The sequence below is a fragment of the Pseudomonas sp. 05N432 genome, assembly GCF_056396945.1.
The window spans coordinates 26,417-42,370 of the sequence record NZ_JBFTMM010000001.1 but is presented as its reverse complement, the minus strand read 5'-3'; the positions used below and the strand labels follow the sequence as shown (position 1 = coordinate 42,370).

14 protein-coding genes are annotated in these 15,954 nt (G+C 54.4%); 4 read left to right on the top strand and 10 right to left on the bottom strand.

All coding sequences use genetic code 11. The features are described 5' to 3' along the window. Positions 1-222: 222 nt before the first annotated feature. The 3 genes from AC1DHT_RS00180 (at position 223) to AC1DHT_RS00170 (ending at position 4,710) form a co-directional block, all read left to right on the top strand. Positions 223-1,146, top strand: coding sequence for a hydrogen peroxide-inducible genes activator (locus tag AC1DHT_RS00180; protein WP_427545531.1), 924 nt, complete (start codon positions 223-225; stop codon positions 1,144-1,146). Positions 1,147-1,155: 9 nt separating this feature from the next. Beyond that, on the top strand, positions 1,156-3,231 hold the full coding sequence (gene recG, locus AC1DHT_RS00175) for an ATP-dependent DNA helicase RecG (RefSeq protein ID WP_427533647.1): 2,076 nt from the start codon (positions 1,156-1,158) through the stop codon (positions 3,229-3,231). A gap of 78 nt (positions 3,232-3,309) precedes the next feature. Beyond that, positions 3,310-4,710, top strand: coding sequence for an aminoacyl-tRNA deacylase and HDOD domain-containing protein (locus AC1DHT_RS00170; RefSeq protein ID WP_427545529.1), 1,401 nt, complete (start codon positions 3,310-3,312; stop codon positions 4,708-4,710). 112 nt (positions 4,711-4,822) lie between these two features. Here the strand turns inward: AC1DHT_RS00170 and AC1DHT_RS00165 are convergent, their stop codons facing one another. Both AC1DHT_RS00165 and AC1DHT_RS00160 read right to left on the bottom strand, forming a co-directional pair. Then, positions 4,823-6,097, bottom strand: coding sequence for an NHL repeat-containing protein (locus AC1DHT_RS00165; RefSeq protein WP_477761215.1), 1,275 nt, complete (start codon positions 6,095-6,097; stop codon positions 4,823-4,825). 164 nt (positions 6,098-6,261) lie between these two features. Beyond that, entirely contained in the window at positions 6,262-6,648 is a 387-nt protein-coding gene (locus AC1DHT_RS00160; protein WP_427545527.1) for an SCP2 sterol-binding domain-containing protein, read from the bottom strand. Between the two features lie 573 nt (positions 6,649-7,221). On the opposite strand from AC1DHT_RS00160, the gene AC1DHT_RS00155 reads away from it, so the two are divergent. Continuing rightward, positions 7,222-7,611, top strand: coding sequence for a DUF6124 family protein (locus tag AC1DHT_RS00155; RefSeq protein WP_427545525.1), 390 nt, complete (start codon positions 7,222-7,224; stop codon positions 7,609-7,611). Between the two features lie 264 nt (positions 7,612-7,875). Here AC1DHT_RS00155 and AC1DHT_RS00150 read toward each other — a convergent pair whose 3' ends face one another. From AC1DHT_RS00150 to AC1DHT_RS00115, 8 genes are all read right to left on the bottom strand, one after another. Further along, positions 7,876-8,475, bottom strand: a complete 600-nt coding sequence (locus AC1DHT_RS00150; protein ID WP_427545523.1) for a lysozyme inhibitor LprI family protein — start codon at positions 8,473-8,475, stop codon at positions 7,876-7,878. After that, on the bottom strand, positions 8,472-10,190 hold the full coding sequence (locus AC1DHT_RS00145; RefSeq protein WP_427545521.1) for a tetratricopeptide repeat protein: 1,719 nt from the start codon (positions 10,188-10,190) through the stop codon (positions 8,472-8,474). Before AC1DHT_RS00145 ends, AC1DHT_RS00150 begins: the two co-directional genes overlap by 4 nt. Before the next feature lie 20 nt (positions 10,191-10,210). Beyond that, the gene (locus AC1DHT_RS00140) at positions 10,211-10,633 is read right to left on the bottom strand and encodes a hypothetical protein (protein WP_427545519.1); all 423 of its coding nucleotides are present in this window, start codon (positions 10,631-10,633) and stop codon (positions 10,211-10,213) included. A gap of 22 nt (positions 10,634-10,655) precedes the next feature. After that, entirely contained in the window at positions 10,656-11,078 is a 423-nt protein-coding gene (locus AC1DHT_RS00135) for a lysozyme inhibitor LprI family protein (RefSeq protein WP_427545517.1), read from the bottom strand. 72 nt (positions 11,079-11,150) lie between these two features. After that, positions 11,151-11,744 carry a hypothetical protein gene (locus AC1DHT_RS00130; protein ID WP_427545515.1) on the bottom strand — a complete coding sequence of 198 codons (594 nt, stop codon included), beginning with the start codon at positions 11,742-11,744 and terminating at the stop codon, positions 11,151-11,153. Continuing rightward, the gene (locus tag AC1DHT_RS00125; RefSeq protein WP_427545513.1) at positions 11,737-12,114 is read right to left on the bottom strand and encodes a hypothetical protein; all 378 of its coding nucleotides are present in this window, start codon (positions 12,112-12,114) and stop codon (positions 11,737-11,739) included. Before AC1DHT_RS00125 ends, AC1DHT_RS00130 begins: the two co-directional genes overlap by 8 nt. A gap of 304 nt (positions 12,115-12,418) precedes the next feature. Beyond that, positions 12,419-13,249: a tetratricopeptide repeat protein gene (locus tag AC1DHT_RS00120; protein WP_427545511.1), complete on the bottom strand. Its 831-nt coding sequence runs from the start codon at positions 13,247-13,249 to the stop codon at positions 12,419-12,421. Further along, positions 13,233-15,905: a VgrG-related protein gene (locus AC1DHT_RS00115; RefSeq protein WP_427545509.1), complete on the bottom strand. Its 2,673-nt coding sequence runs from the start codon at positions 15,903-15,905 to the stop codon at positions 13,233-13,235. The genes AC1DHT_RS00120 and AC1DHT_RS00115 overlap by 17 nt, the downstream gene beginning before the upstream one ends. Positions 15,906-15,954 lie beyond the last annotated feature (49 nt).

Genomic DNA, 15,954 nt, shown 5'->3' with positions numbered 1-15,954 from the left:
ATGATGGCAGTCCATCCAACATCAATGTTGACTGGTCCATAGCTATCGCGAGCAGGCTCGCTCCCACAGATCTTTGCAATCAAAAGGCACCGAAAGGTGCCTTTTGCATATCTGCCAGCGCCAAACAGGCATTGCCCAGTGTCGCGCTCCGCCCTCTGTCTGATAACGTGCGTCTATCGATTGCAGCCGGTATGCTTGGCCGCATCATCATGGACGCCCGCTATGACCCTCACAGAATTACGCTACATCGTTACCCTCGCCCAAGAGCAGCACTTCGGCCACGCAGCCGAGCGTTGCCACGTCAGTCAGCCGACGCTGTCGGTGGGCGTGAAAAAACTTGAAGACGAACTCGGTGTGCTGATTTTCGAGCGCAGCAAAAGCGCGGTGCGCCTGACCCCGGTCGGCGAAGGCATCGTCGCCCAGGCCCAGAAAGTCCTTGAACAAGCCCAAGGCATTCGCGAACTGGCCCAGGCCGGCAAAAACCAGCTGACCGCCCCGCTGAAAGTCGGCGCGATCTACACCGTCGGCCCGTACCTGTTCCCGCACCTGATTCCACAACTGCACCGGGTTGCCCCGCAGATGCCGTTGTACATCGAAGAAAACTTCACCCACGTGCTGCGCGACAAACTGCGCAACGGCGAACTCGACGCGATCATCATCGCCCTGCCGTTCAACGAAGCCGACGTGCTGACCCTGCAACTCTACGACGAGCCGTTCTACGTCCTGATGCCGGCCCAGCACCCGTGGACCGAAAAAGAATCCATCGACGCCGGCCTGCTCAACGACAAGAGCCTGCTGCTGCTCGGCGAAGGCCACTGCTTCCGCGACCAAGTGCTCGAAGCCTGCCCGACCCTGGCCAAAGGCAACGATGGYGCCAAACACACCACGGTCGAATCCAGCTCGCTGGAAACCATTCGGCACATGGTCGCTTCCGGCCTGGGCATCTCGATCCTGCCGCTCTCGGCCGTCGACAGTCACCACTACTCACCCGGCGTGCTCGAAGTGCGTCCACTGTCGCCGCCAGTGCCGTTCCGCACCGTGGCCATCGCCTGGCGCGCCAGCTTCCCGCGGCCCAAAGCGATTGAAATCCTCGCTGACTCGATCCGCCTGTGCTCGGTGGCCAAGTCGCCAGCGGTTGCGGGGTAAGCAGTAGCAATGGCTGAGCTGTCGCAAGTCTCGGTCACGGCACTCAAGGGTGTCGGCGAAGCCATGGCCGAAAAACTCGCCAAGGTCGGCCTGGAAAACCTCCAGGACGTACTGTTCCACCTGCCGCTGCGTTACCAGGATCGCACCCGCGTGGTGCCGATCGGCCACTTGCGGCCGGGTCAGGACGCGGTGATAGAAGGCACCGTCAGCGGCGCCGACGTAGTGATGGGCCGGCGCCGCAGCCTGGTCGTGCGCCTGCAGGACGGTACTGGCGGGCTCAGCCTGCGCTTCTACCATTTCAGCAACGCGCAAAAGGAAGGCCTGAAACGCGGCACCCGCGTGCGTTGCTACGGCGAGGCCAGGCCCGGCGCGTCGGGGCTGGAAATCTACCACCCGGAATACCGCGCCATCACCGGCGACGAACCGCCGCCGGTGGATGAAACCCTGACGCCGGTCTACCCGCTCACCGAAGGCCTGACCCAACAGCGTCTGCGCCAACTGTGCATGCAAACCCTGACCTTGCTCGGCCCCAGCAGCCTGCCTGACTGGCTGCCGCAAGAGTTGGCGCGGGACTACCAACTGGCGCCGCTGGCCGACGCGATCCGCTACCTGCATCACCCGCCAGCGGACGCCGATGTCGACGAACTCGCCCTCGGTCATCACTGGGCGCAGCACCGTCTGGCCTTTGAAGAACTGCTGACCCATCAGCTGTCGCAACAACGCCTGCGTGAAAGCATGCGCGCGCTGCGGGCGCCGGCCATGCCCAAAGCCACCCGGCTGCCGGCCCAGTACCTGGCCAACCTTGGCTTCCCACCGACCGGCGCGCAGCAACGGGTGGGCAATGAAATCGCCTACGACATGAGCCAGCACGAGCCGATGCTGCGGCTGATTCAGGGCGACGTCGGCGCCGGTAAAACCGTGGTCGCCGCCCTCGCCGCCTTGCAAGCGCTGGAAGCCGGTTATCAAGTGGCGCTGATGGCGCCCACCGAAATCCTCGCCGAACAGCACTTCATCACTTTCAAGCGCTGGCTCGAACCGCTGGGCCTGGAAGTCGCCTGGCTGGCCGGCAAGCTCAAGGGCAAGAACCGCGTCGCCGCGCTAGAACAAATCGCCAGCGGCACGCCGATGGTGGTCGGCACTCACGCCTTGTTCCAGGACGAAGTGCAGTTCAAGAACCTCGCGCTGGTGATCATTGACGAACAGCACCGCTTCGGCGTCCAGCAACGCTTGGCGCTGCGGCAGAAAGGCGTTGGCGGGCGGATGTGTCCGCATCAGCTGATCATGACCGCCACGCCGATTCCACGCACCTTGGCGATGAGCGCCTACGCCGACCTCGACACCTCGATCCTCGACGAACTGCCGCCCGGTCGAACCCCGGTCAACACCGTGCTGGTCACCGACACGCGCCGGGTTGAAGTCATCGAGCGAGTGCGCGCCGCGTGCGCCGAAGGGCGGCAGGCGTATTGGGTGTGCACGCTGATCGAAGAATCGGAAGAGCTCACCTGCCAGGCCGCCGAAACCACCTATGAAGACCTCACCGCCGCCCTCGGCGAGTTGAAGGTCGGCCTGATTCACGGGCGCATGAAGCCGGCGGAAAAAGCCGACGTCATGGCCCAGTTCAAGGCCGGCGCGTTGCAGTTGCTGGTGGCGACCACGGTGATCGAAGTCGGCGTCGATGTGCCCAACGCCAGCCTGATGATCATCGAAAACCCGGAACGCCTCGGCCTGGCGCAACTGCACCAGTTACGCGGTCGCGTCGGTCGGGGCAGCGCCGCCAGTCACTGCGTGCTGCTCTACCATCCGCCGCTCTCGCAGATCGGCCGGCAACGCCTCGGTATCATGCGTGAAACCAACGACGGTTTTGTGATCGCCGAGAAAGACCTCGAACTGCGCGGTCCCGGCGAAATGCTCGGCACCCGCCAAACCGGCCTGCTGCAATTCAAGGTCGCCGACCTGATGCGCGACGCCGACCTGCTGCCGGCCGTGCGCGACGCGGCCCAGGCATTGCTGGAGCGTTGGCCGCATCACGTCGGCCCGTTGCTCGACCGCTGGCTACGCCATGGGCAGCAATACGGCCAAGTGTGAGCAGTGTCTCAGTTTCTGGGCGATGGTTTTAAACAAGCTGGTTATACTCCTGCAATTGTTTGAAAACGGACACACACCATGACCGAAGTTGCCCTCGCACCCGAAGCCCCGCACGCTCCGTCTGTTATCCGGCTGCTGCTCGGCAAGTTGGGCATCAGCTACGCCGAAGTGCTCGATCGCCCGGGCCTCAACCCCGCTCGCAAAGTACAAGCGGTGTTGGTCGACGATGCTGTCGGCGCGCTCATGGTGCTGTTCCCGCAGAGCCAGTTGCTGGACCTCAACCGTCTCGCCGAACTTACCGGCCGCCGGCTCACCGCCGTGCCGACCGAGCGCCTGGAGCGCATGCTCGGCAAACACAACCTGAGCTTTCTGCCCGGCCTGCCGGCGCTCACCAGCTCGCCGTGCCTGTACGAAGAAAGCCTGCTGCGCGAACCACTGTTGCTGATCAACTCGGGTGAGCCGGGCGTGCTGCTGGAAATCACCAGCGAAGACTTCAAGAGCATGCTGACCAAGGCCAGCGCCGCGAACTTCGGCGAAGCCCTGAGCCGCATCCGCCCGAACCTCGACCGCCCCGACGATGACCGCGAGGAAATCACCCAGGCGGTGCAGGCCTTCACGGCGCGACGCATCCAGCAACGCCTGGAAGCGACCATCGAGATTCCGCCACTGGCCGAAACTGCGCAAAAAATCATCAAGCTGCGGGTCGACCCCAACGCCACCATCGACGACATCACCGGCGTCGTCGAAACCGACCCGGCGCTGGCCGCGCAAGTGGTGAGCTGGGCGGCGTCGCCGTACTACGCGTCGCCGGGCAAGATTCGTTCAGTGGAAGACGCGATCGTCCGCGTGCTGGGTTTCGATCTGGTGATCAACCTGGCACTGGGCCTGGCCCTGGGCAAAACCCTGAGCCTGCCCAAGGACCACCCGCAACACACCACGCCGTACTGGCACCAATCGATCTACACCGCCGCCGTCATCGAAGGCCTGACCCGCGCCATGCCGCGCGCCCAGCGTCCGGAAGCTGGCCTGACCTACCTCGCCGGCCTGCTGCACAACTTTGGCTACTTGCTGCTGGCCCACGTCTTCCCGCCGCACTTCTCGCTGATCTGCCGCCACCTGGAGGTCAACCCGCACCTGTGCCACAGCTTTGTCGAGCAACACCTGCTGGGCATCAGCCGCGAACAGATCGGCGCGTGGCTGATGCGCTACTGGGACATGCCGGATGAACTGTCCACCGCGCTGCGCTTCCAGCACGACCCGAGCTACGACGGCGACTACGCCGAGTACCCGAACCTCGTCTGCCTGGCCGTGCGCCTGCTGCGCAGCCGTGGCATCGGCTCCGGCCCCGACGAAGAAATCCCCGATGCCCTGCTCGACCGCGTCGGCCTGACCCGCGACAAAGCCAACGACGTCGTCAGCAAAGTCCTCGAAGCCGAAGTGCTGCTGCGCGAACTGGCGTCGCAATTCACCCAGCCTTAAAAGCCTCGCTCCCACAGGATTAAAGTATCCCTGTGGGAGCGGACTTGCCCGCGAAGAATCCAACTCGGCCTGATGGACCAGACCATAGCTTCATACAAGCACTTCGCAGCAGTCAGCCTAAATAACGCACTATGATTCCCCGGTCCTGAAGGGTGTCATTATATCCACAAACAACGATTCGGTTATCTGTCGTCAATGCGCTGCCATTGGAGATATAACCTTTGAAGATACTCCAGCCTCCCCCTCCATAAGTCGTGTCCAGAGAACCACCAGGAAGGAAGCGTGCCGTTAGGATCGAGTAAAGTTCCTCGCTACTCGCACGGTAGCCCAAGCCGGTAACCATTATTTTTCCATCCGCCTGAAACCCGAGCCATGCCCAGGACAACTCCATGAAATCAGAAATCAATGGCTGGCCATTGTTGAAATCTGGACTTAGGCGTCCACTGAGGTTAAGGRCAACAAGCATGCCACTGAATTTGCTTTCGTCAAGGAAGCCAGCTACAAGTGTTCCGCCATTGGTTGCCAGTTTCATCGAATAAAAGGAAGCTCGTCCCTTGTCACCGGAAAAGCTTGCAACACCACGGTTACCGTATTGATCATCCAGTTTGCCATTGTGGTCATAGCGGATGACAAACGCTGCAAGGTGCCCTCTCTCATTCAAATTGTAATCACCACAGACCAGCACTTTTCCATCAGGCTGAATCAACACATCACGCGGACGATTAGCCTGCTCCGATACGCCCGGAATCTCGATATTCAAAAAACCCGTTTGGTTAAAAGTCGTATCCGTCGAACCATTTGGATTAAGTCGCAGCACAATACCGGTCGGCAAATATGCAACCCCCCGATTGATGACCAAAATGATTTTTCCATCTTGAGCGACTGCGGCTTTAACCACAACTTTAGGAATACCGTCAAATGCCGTAGTTTCCGGACCACTCAAGTCAGCGGTATTGAAAATTCGCATGCCCGTTTGGTTGAAGTCGGTATTCAACTCTCCATTACTGCGAAGCCTGATAACCGCCATGCGCGCCGGATAACTAACAAAGCCTGCTCCCCCAGAAACCAGCCAACCACCATCGTCCAGTTGGCATAGATGGTTCGGCATAAACCGCTCCGGCGCCACCAATAATGGCAAATCAACAACGCCACCGAAGCCAAATGTATTATCGAGCGTCCCATCCTCATTCAGCCTCGCCACCTTGGCCGGGTTGTAACCCATTGAACTCATGGCCACGAGTAACTTTTTATCGGGAAGAGGCAGAATGGCACCCGGGCCGGTTCCATCCACACCCGGAAAAGGCAACTCTACACGTCCGCTGCCACCGCCAAATGCCGGATCAAGAGCCCCCGGCTCTGCTTGTTTTTGCTCCTGATTCAAATTCATGACGCATTCCCTTGTGGTGATAAAGGATGCCTGCAAGAGACACCGACCACAGTGGAGCACAGAGCGATGGCAACGAGCAGCTGTCACAAATGACAGTCATCTTGTCTTTAAAAGCCAAATAACCGACTGGCTGAGCCACTCGGGTACGGGTGCCATCGTTATCCTCAACGAGTCGTTACTGGCTTTTTCTTCGGCTTCAAATACTTGGTCAACCCCTGGAACCACATCACCAGCGCCGGGTTGCCCTTGATCTGAATCGACTTGTCCTGAATCCCGGTCATGAACGCCAACTGCTTGTTCTTCGCCTGCATCGTGGCAAAACCGTAAGCCGCATCCTTAAAGGCAATCGCAAACGCCGGCTCTGCATACACCCCAGCCTTGCTGGTAATGCGCTGATCCTTCACCACAAAGTGCCGCGCCACCTTGCCGTCCAGCGTCTGCAACTGGAACACCAGTTCTTTATCACCCAACTGCTGCTGAAACGCCGGATTGGTCCGACTGGCCTTGCGCATCAGCAAGCCCATCACCCAGAGAAGAAAACGAAATTTCATGCCCAAGCCCCAAAAGAAAAATGAACGCTGGCGCAGTGTAGCGGCTTAAACCCAGAACGCCACCGTTGCGCAGCGTTAGAAGAAGATGAAGCGCTTTTTCAGCACGATGACCACCAAGTCACACTTTTCAAAACCCACCACATCCCCCTTGTAGCAGCTGCCGAAGGCGGCGTTCGATCTGGGCCGCATCCGGACGCAGCGGTCGCAAAACCAGACAACCCGGTCCCGACTCAATCCCAGCCCTATTGGTCTCGGACATTTCCTTCAAGCTGTAGCGGTGTTCGGTAACTATCCGGGCCTGCGAGTCAGGGCTAGTCTCACCCTGTCACCAAAAAACGGTGACACGGACGTGCAAGTCCGAGTAAAAAACAACCTTTCAAAACCACTAGCCATGCAACGAACAATTTGTGTTCGCTGTTTATGCTTTATGGCAGCTGTGTGCGGGAGACCTTAGGGTCTGCCGAGGTTTTCTGGGATTGGGTTACTCGGTCTTGCACCCCGCACATGGCTGCCACCCTCTATTCGCGTGCAAGCGAACCGGGTCAGCCTCCATAAATAAAGAGGAACCCGATCATGTTCAAACCAACACCAAATCCACCAGAAGACCCAGCAACTTCCCCCTACGAATCCCTCGATTCGAAGAAACTCCACGAAGCCGCCGAACGCGCCCTCGACCACCACCTGGGCACACCCTCACCCAAAATCCACCTGGCCGACGCCCGCAAAGGCCAACTCTTCATCGTGGCCCCCGACGTCGACACCGACAGCCTCCTGGCCAACGCCTCCGAAGACATCGCCTCCATCAAAGCCATCGCCGGCGACCTCGCCTTCGAAATCGAAGGCTCCCGCCGCAACGTCGCCCTCGCCATCTACCGCATGGCCGAAGGCGCCCAACTGCTGATCGACCGCGCCATGGACAACCTCGATTCACCGAATCCGGTGGAGTATCGGGTTAAGGTGTAGTCCAACCAAAGAGCGCGCCGGTATCGGCGCGCTTCTTGACGATGGCTCACGTTCGCTCAGGCGCGCCCCGAATGGGAATCACACAAGCCCTACCCTCCTCGCCGATCGGCTGTATCACCGATACGACCGGCGCCAACTTTCCAAACGTTACCGAGGTCGATCATGCCGGCCATTGCCGGAAGCGAACTCGATAGCAATGTCATCGAGATCAAGACTGCTTCGAAAAGCGAAAACGCAGGAAAACACTTCACGCCGATAGTCCCTTTAACGGATCAGAGGTAACTGAAAACGCATCCTGGCCGCACAAATATCACTGTCCTCTCGAAATAGAACGAAGCTCAAATCACAGTTCCCGGCAGCGTAATGCTTCCAAACGGGGTCCGATAGATCGGCGCCGCTAAGACGCTTGATCGAGTCCTGGAGTTTATCGGCGCGGTCTTTACCGGCCATGATCGACGCGGCTTTGTACAAGCCATCATTGGTCATCCCCGTCTGCAAATAAATCAGCTCACCTAATCGGGCATTGGTCGCGTGCAGCAGGCACGAAAGCTTTTTGAGCTGTGCTTCTTCCCCCGAAGACGCCGATAGGTAAACCTCTTCGCAATACGTTTCTTTAAACGTTACCCAGTTCCTCTGCACATCAATCAGCAGCTGTTTATTTTCTGGAAGCAAACTGCCCAAGGCTTTTTTGTACTGCTCATTCAGTGCTGCATCTACTTTCTCGAAGCTTTGTTGGCCACATGCAATAAAATCAGGTGTCTCAAAACTGTCCTGATTACACGTCCCCTGTGCATAAACCGAGGACGTTGATGCGACTAAAACAACACCGACCACACTCAAAAAAACCTGCTTGAATCCGTTCATAACTCCACCGCTCCGTTGCTGCGCTCAACCACTCGCGTGGGAACCTTCAACGCTTTGCCCGCGCCAGACATCAGCAAGCCATACTGCTTGTAAGCCACCGCCGCCCGCTCTTTATCGTTCGCCCCCCAATAGCTGTCCGCGAGATTCAAATAGGCAACGACTCTGCCGGGGTTATTCGCAACAACCGCTTTTAGCAGCTCAATGGACTCTGCGTAGTAACCCGCTTCACCCAGCAGAAAACCCAGATCATTAGACCAACCGGGCATTTGAGCGAAGTAATACTTTCTCACGATGTAGCTTTGCGGATCACAGCGGTCACTCTCTCCCCCCATAAGGAAATACCCCATCACCTCGTTGAATGCGCGAGTATCCCCTTTGCGATACAGCGCCAACGCCTGATCGAGTTGTGTCGCTGTATCAATCATCATCAGCTTTTTGTACCCATCACTGGGCGTCCCGGCGTGGACTCCATGTAATTGCTCAAAAACCTTAAGCCCATCGAAAGACTCCAAAGAGACTTCGCCGACCATTTCTTTGGGTAATTCTTCAACACTGAGAATCGAGCGGTCACAGGAAGCGCTATTTGTCACCTGCAACACATTTTTCAACTCAAACTTTTTTGAGCTTTTGCTGTAGCGAAACAGCAGATTGAAATTATAAATACCATTATCTTCTTCGTTAGTCACCAGAGCAATGTAGTCTCCTGCTTCGCCGGAAGACTGCTTAACCGATACTGGCTCCGCTTGTTGATCTATAACCTTAAGCGTTCCCGACTGGCCATTAATAACACTGACGCTGAAGCCATCATTAACGGCTGATGAATACTGAGTCTTTATCAGCGGTAACGCCTTGGACGTATCCAAAATAATTTGATCGCCAGTCTGTTGCTCAGGAGCGATCAGCAATCGGTGATAAGCCGCATCAGATTCCGTTGTCAGCACAAACACATTTTGACGCGATGCGTCGCCCAACAAATTGGCCGATATCTTTTTGATGAGCGTTGGCTCACTGGACTTGGACCTGTTCTCCGATGTCTTTTCCAGATTAAGCACGGGTTGATTCTTCGAGAGCTGCCTACAATTGGAGTAACAAACCATCTTGGCCAAATCAGGCTCGTCACTTTCCATAAACAAATACGTGGCGCCCCCCCTTCGTTGCCTGTCAACGTAAACGGGCACACTGACCGCCAACGTGTCAGCGGCCAAAGGAGTGGGTATGTCGTTCGCAACCGTTACCACGTTAGCTTCGACGTCGCCGCAAAGGGACTCAATCGCTACCTCACCAAAGGCAAGATTCGCTCGGGCAGTCAGCTCAGCGGAATCCGGATGACACTCATAGCCATGCCAACGAGGCCCAGACGGCATAAAAATGTCTAATGAAAAGATATAAATTCGATTCAAAACTATTCTTTTATCGTCATAACTAAACGCTACCCAGCGACGCGTTTTGGATGAAGAATAGTTTTGATTTTCAAGAATGTACTGACTGCCGTACTGATAGAGTTCGTTTGAACTCAGCGCCCCCATGGGCTCCGGCTTATCGAAAAGCTTCCTCCCTGAATGGGCATCTACAATGTAGCCATCTTTATCCAAGACAACTGAGCAACTGCTGATGGCGTTGCTGTCGTCTCCGCATGACTTTACTTGTGGGAAAACCAATTCAGCGGCACCGGCCCCTGAAAAATAAAACGCCAACAAGAAAATCAAATACCTCAACTTATAAAACCTGAATAATTTCACCACTGGCAACCCGTTTCAGGAGAGGATTCAACGTACAGGGCATGATCAAAAAAGTAGCGTTTTTTGCTTTTATAGTTTGTATATGACATTGCATTAACAAGCGCACCTTGAGTCGCCATTGCATATTCACCGGTCACCACACCCTCAGAGACCTCGACCCACGTTGTTGTGAATTCAGAAGGTCCGCCTTCGGCCATGTCTTTCGCCTGAATGTCTTTGCGCACCAGGGCGATTGACTCCTTGGATGCCCCATACTTGACACCGGCAGCAACCCAATTGGCTGCCGGATCATAGTAGGTTCTAAATTCAAATTTGATGCTTTTCCCTTCCTTGGAGCGGAAACAGTAAATCTGTGACTCCACTTCACTGTGAGCAATCGATGGGCACATGAGCACCATTAGCAAAAACAACTTCTTCAAAACAGCTCCCTTGTTTCTTCAGTTAAAGATCAGCCGCAATCTTGTCCAGATAGTCCGAGCGTTCCAGACTCATTCTTGCAACGCAATTGTTCACCGTTGTCACATACGCGGGCATACCCGCCTCAATCTCAAAAGCTTCGAGCGGGCAATCCGTATCGCGTAATTTGATCCAGATGCGCTGTGATTCCTTGACCTTCGTCTTGAATACCTTCCCCGCATCGGGCTGGGCTCGATACTGGGAGTCGAGCCGCGCCATCAGCTTCTGGTAACTGGTATTGAGCCGGGAATCGGCAGCCTTCTTCGCGATGTCTGCACACGTCTCAATCTGCTGACTTGCAGCCATCTCGTTGCAATCCACCCCAGCAAACGCGAGTGAGACCGGCAGAGATACATCGCCCGCTAGCACGCAAACAAGCACCACCATAAAACGCTTCAATGCTTTCATGCGATCACCTGCTTCTGCAACGGCAGCCAAACGAACAGACCACACAGCAAACCCGTCAACAACATCGTGGGACTACGGCTGCCCATAGGTGATCCTTTTCTCAGTAGGACTCTGCTCCCGTAGCGCCTGTGCAGTAACGCCGTAAGCCTTGATCAGTTCGCGGCGAGAGCCCTTCGAACCGAACGAGCGAACGGTATTGCTGTAGGAGTAACTGACCAGCTCTCCCGCCGTCGAGTAATAACCAAACCATTCAGGACAAGCACCGCACCCACCATATCCACCGATGAACACCAGGCTGCCTTTTGTCCCTTTGATACAGGCCATAGTCACCACAACGTTTGCCAACATCTGCGTGCTTTTCCCGTCATTGGTCAGTTGTGACACTTGGCCCACATCACGCCGCAGCACTTTGCCGTTGATGTTAATTGTCTGATCTGAACAGACCGGCAAGAGTTGATCTTCGCCCAATTCAACCGAAACTGATCGACAAGAAGAGATCAGCTCCACATCGACGCTGCCACACTGCAGAACATCATGCTGGGTATAGGCATCACTGGCAGCCAAAGCCCAGAAGGAGACAATCGCCAATGCACCGCCCACGAGAAAGCGCTTAACCATCAAACGACGCCTCTTGGAATCCACGCGCCCATAGAGATCATTACTCATCTGCATCACCAGCCTTGGCCAAGCACTGTGCATATCCCTTCGCGAATCCAGTATCAAAGGTCAACGCCACCGGTTCCTCAAGCTCCGCCGAAGTATTGCGCAGTACGTGCTTTGAGACGTCGTACTCGACCCAACCAATGATTCCCGCGCCATCCGTCTCATAGAAAAGCTGAGCCCGGACCTTTTCACCGTCATCTTCATCGATCAGCAGATTGACCTTGTCCTTGGTGACGTAGCGAAATGGGAAATTACTGCTGCGGACCATCTCGGTGAGATAACCGTAACAACCACCGTCAGTCGCAGACGCTACGGGCACAAACAACAGAATCCCCGCCACCGTTGCCATGAAAAACCTGATGAAACTGCCCATCCACATCATCCTTGTTCAACGTCCGAACGCCTTGAAACTCTAAGTCGACAACGATCAGGAGTCCTCGACCTTCAACAAACGAAAGTCGTTGTTCGTAAACTCGTAATAGCGGACTCGATCACCATTGAATAGCGGTTCACCGCTCAAGCCCACTTCAGCGCCAGCGGTAACTCCATAAACCATTATCAGGTTGCTGTCGGGTTTGAAGGTCATACGGGGACTAGGGACAGACCACGATCTTGCTGAAAAAATATCGCGATCTGCCCCTAACTTCCCCGCAAACAACTCTACCTTCTTTTGGTGGTTAGTTAATTCGCTCTATTGCTCTCTTGGGGACTTTTGACTTTTGATTACTCTTCGTCATAAGTTCTCCATATATTTTATATTGCGCCTTGGCCTCTTCTTGCTTACCGACTGCCCAATTAGAGTCCGCAAGATTGAGCCAAGCCACCGCTCTTTTCGGGGCAGCCCCGACAATATCGTTCAAAATAGATATAGAGTCTGCCGCCTGATCATTTTCCTGTAAAAAATAGGCATAATCGTTTAACGCCGGAATTACCATACCTGCTAATTTCTTATCCGCCAGCCAATTACTCTGATAGTAACCCGCATAAGGAGCTAGTTCAGCCATAGCCTCCGACTTCATTCCTTTCTTATACAAAAACAGCGAATCTTCGTGAGCAAGATTAATCATTTCCGCGTACACAGACCTATAACCCTTATCATCCCTCTGAACTTCTTTATAAATATTTATCAAGCCACTATCCAAACTACATATCCCGATGTAGTCTACATCACTAATGACTATCGACCCTGTACGTTGCTCAATCGAAACTTTCTTACCTTGTGCCTGCTCATCGTTATAGCTATTAATTCCAGTACTAATAGGCGAGAGTGCACCACTGAACCCACCCTCTATCTTTGTCAAATTTGCCCCAACTACACAATTTCCTGCCGTCGCCTCACCTTGTTCATTACCACCCGCCAGAACGAGCAAGGAAATCTTTCCATCAGACTGTGTTATTGCTGCACTCCCTACTGAAGAGATGTATAGCGATAAATTATTTTGCGCCGTCGAAAAACTGGCAAAAAGTAGCGTAAAAGCCAATACCAGAAAACTAGTAACCACTTTCATTTGTCAAACGCTCCTGTGCTTTGGCCTTTTCTGAAACAAACCTACTAGCCACACCTTCTTGTACCGCAATCGAATTCTTCGAAAAATAATACAGTTGACCATTTTTTTCACCACCAACAATTTTTCTACCCCGCTCATTGTAGATGGCGTCGATCAACTTGGTATCGTAGAGTTTTGTTTCCTCATGGGGTATTCCAATATTACTAATTGCATTTACTATTATTGAGGCGCCCGGTCCCTGCTGAACCGCAGTCGACCACACCACATCATTTATAGTGTGGGAGTGGTATCGCAGATCAATACCAGAATCAGTAATAACTTTTTGTATCTGGACATCGAAGTGCGTTACTTTTATGAACTCATGTTCTACATCTATAAACTCTTGACCTTTAGTGTCAACGAGCTCTCTCCACTTATCAGAAAATGCGCTGGAACCAGGTGTTAATCCGGTGAATTCGCTTGTCCACGGCATACCACTCCAATTCACGAATTTTTTTACCGTTCCTCCATTTATTATTGTACCGTCAGCCAATTTTACTTGACTGGTCATTTGGTAAGATCCGTAGGACACACCACCGGCATCCCCCGCCCCACCGGATATAGTTCTTGAGCCTCGACCACCGGTTTCATAAGTACTTGATAGTCCACCCAGATCAAAGTCTCGCCTTATACGCGAGATGTAGAAATTACCCAAGAGACCTACTGGATGAATGTGCTGCACATTTACATCACCTGTAATTCCATGCTTCCCAACCAACTTATCCCACCAACTCAAACGCTCAATCCGCGCCTTCTCTTCAACCCATCCCTTATGCGGATCCGAGTCGCTATGCCCCATCAACTCATCCAGGGAATCCCACTTTTCTCGCTTATATTGCCACTCGCTCTCGTAGCGTGTGACCATCTGAGAAATAGGTTGAGAGAACCAAGGCTTACCGAGAGCCTCTGTTATTTCTTCAGGCTTGAGTTTGCTATCACCATTTTTATCGAGGATTTTATATAGCTGTTTCTTCGCAAGACTATCGTCAGCGTTTCCGACGTTCGGCAGGTAAGTCGCGCGCTCCTGTTCATTTAGGCTTTCCTGCGCATGAAGGAAGGCAGCCAGGTGATCCACATTGCTGACGGTTTCTTCGATGAAGGTGAAGCCTTCCCACTCAAAGGGCGAGTGGCGCGACAGCTTGATATCAGGTTCTGAAAACCAACCGCTGATACCGTTGCCATGCTCGTCAGCAAGCAAGCCGTCCAAGCGCCACCAAAGTGTGGTGGTCGTCGAACTCCCCATCACAACAGGCACCTTGATTTTTTTATCTGCCGGGAGAGCCTCCAATACACTCACCGGAATAAACAAATCATAACCAGTCTTCGTGCCTGCGTCGGACACCTTGGGGGGATTCGTTGCGCTCATGCCTTGCACATGGGTTATCAGCATGGTGTTTTTAGGGACTTTGACCAGCGTTTTGCCAGTGTCAGGCAGACTGATGGCCTTGGGTTTGCTTTGTTCAGTAAACGCCTTGACGTCTTCGCAACTGAACACTTCCAAATGCAGCAAGTTCTTCGGTGCGGGGTCCGAGTGATTCTGATATTTCCCTACATGACCGATCAGGCTGCCAGCTTTTATAGGAAATGGTCGCTCCAACAGATGAACCGTATTCTTCTCAGTTGGCTCAACTTTCGTTTCAAGCAAACTCTTCCGAATGTAACCGAGTATTCCGTTGCTAGCGGTCAGAGCGGGAATAGAGCTACCGCTGACGATTTCTATCAGTTTCTGGTATTCAGCGTTTGCCCCGTCATTCCCGATTTTTACCTGAGCCCCAATCGGCAAAATGGCCGTTGTGGCGCTTGCCCGGTTAGCACTTGCATGAACGGCAAGGCCTTTTTGGGGCGGGGTCATTTCGTCTTTCGCTGCAACGCCTATGATGTAGCTGTTAGGTGTTGCACCAGCCATCATTTCTCTTTTGTATACCCACCCGGTTCCTGGAGGAAGACTGGCATCAGCAGGAGTGACATTCACCACCTTGAGCCAACCGTGATCCTCTTCACCCGTCTCTACGAGTGTGCCGCGAGGCAACACGGTTAACACAATGCCGTAACCAGGTTTATTCTTCGGCCCCTGTCGAACCCTCAGTCCTAGAATTTTGTCATTAGCTGATGCCTTGACCTGCCATGTACCACCACTCCAGAACGCTGGCCGACCTAATGCGGGGGTTAAACGATAACTCTCCCAATCCAGCAAATGCATATACAGACTGAAAAAGGTCAGGCTTGGCCCTGGCGCCGCTGCCGCAGGTTGCGCACCGGGGGCAGCTGCTGGCGCAGGAGGCACGGGAACCTCCAAGCGGTGTTTAACCAACACAAAACCTGTTGAAAAGACTGAATGCGTCGAGCCGAAATCTGATTTTGGATAAACCTCATCAATGCGATAGGCAACCACCTCGCCATCCGCAATACAGCGGACCTCAGCCTTGTCCCCCACCACCAGACCAGTAGCCTCGTCGAAGTGAACGCCGCCATGCCAGAGACCGTTAGAGCCCAATGGGTAATAACCATCCTTGGCCTGCGCCAACGCCTTGTAATACTGCTGAGGATCCTTCGCTTCTGCTCCCCCTACTTTGAAGGGGTACGACCATCTCTCTACTTTGCTGGTTGTCTCAGTCATTACCAATTACCTGAATCCTGATCCCTGGTGGCTTGGAGCGCCGTCGGTG

Excerpts from the sequence above, each read along its gene's own strand:
- AC1DHT_RS00130 (WP_427545515.1), bottom strand. The coding sequence starts at position 11,744 with ATGAGTAATGATCTCTATGGGCGCGTGGATTCCAAGAGGCGTCGTTTG.
- recG (WP_427533647.1), top strand. The coding sequence starts at position 1,156 with ATGGCTGAGCTGTCGCAAGTCTCGGTCACGGCACTCAAGGGTGTCGGC.
- AC1DHT_RS00155 (WP_427545525.1), top strand. The coding sequence starts at position 7,222 with ATGTTCAAACCAACACCAAATCCACCAGAAGACCCAGCAACTTCCCCC.
- AC1DHT_RS00115 (WP_427545509.1), bottom strand. The coding sequence starts at position 15,905 with ATGACTGAGACAACCAGCAAAGTAGAGAGATGGTCGTACCCCTTCAAA.
- AC1DHT_RS00150 (WP_427545523.1), bottom strand. The coding sequence starts at position 8,475 with ATGAACGGATTCAAGCAGGTTTTTTTGAGTGTGGTCGGTGTTGTTTTA.
- AC1DHT_RS00160 (WP_427545527.1), bottom strand. The coding sequence starts at position 6,648 with ATGAAATTTCGTTTTCTTCTCTGGGTGATGGGCTTGCTGATGCGCAAG.
- AC1DHT_RS00135 (WP_427545517.1), bottom strand. The coding sequence starts at position 11,078 with ATGAAAGCATTGAAGCGTTTTATGGTGGTGCTTGTTTGCGTGCTAGCG.
- AC1DHT_RS00120 (WP_427545511.1), bottom strand. The coding sequence starts at position 13,249 with ATGAAAGTGGTTACTAGTTTTCTGGTATTGGCTTTTACGCTACTTTTT.
- AC1DHT_RS00170 (WP_427545529.1), top strand. The coding sequence starts at position 3,310 with ATGACCGAAGTTGCCCTCGCACCCGAAGCCCCGCACGCTCCGTCTGTT.
- AC1DHT_RS00125 (WP_427545513.1), bottom strand. The coding sequence starts at position 12,114 with ATGGGCAGTTTCATCAGGTTTTTCATGGCAACGGTGGCGGGGATTCTG.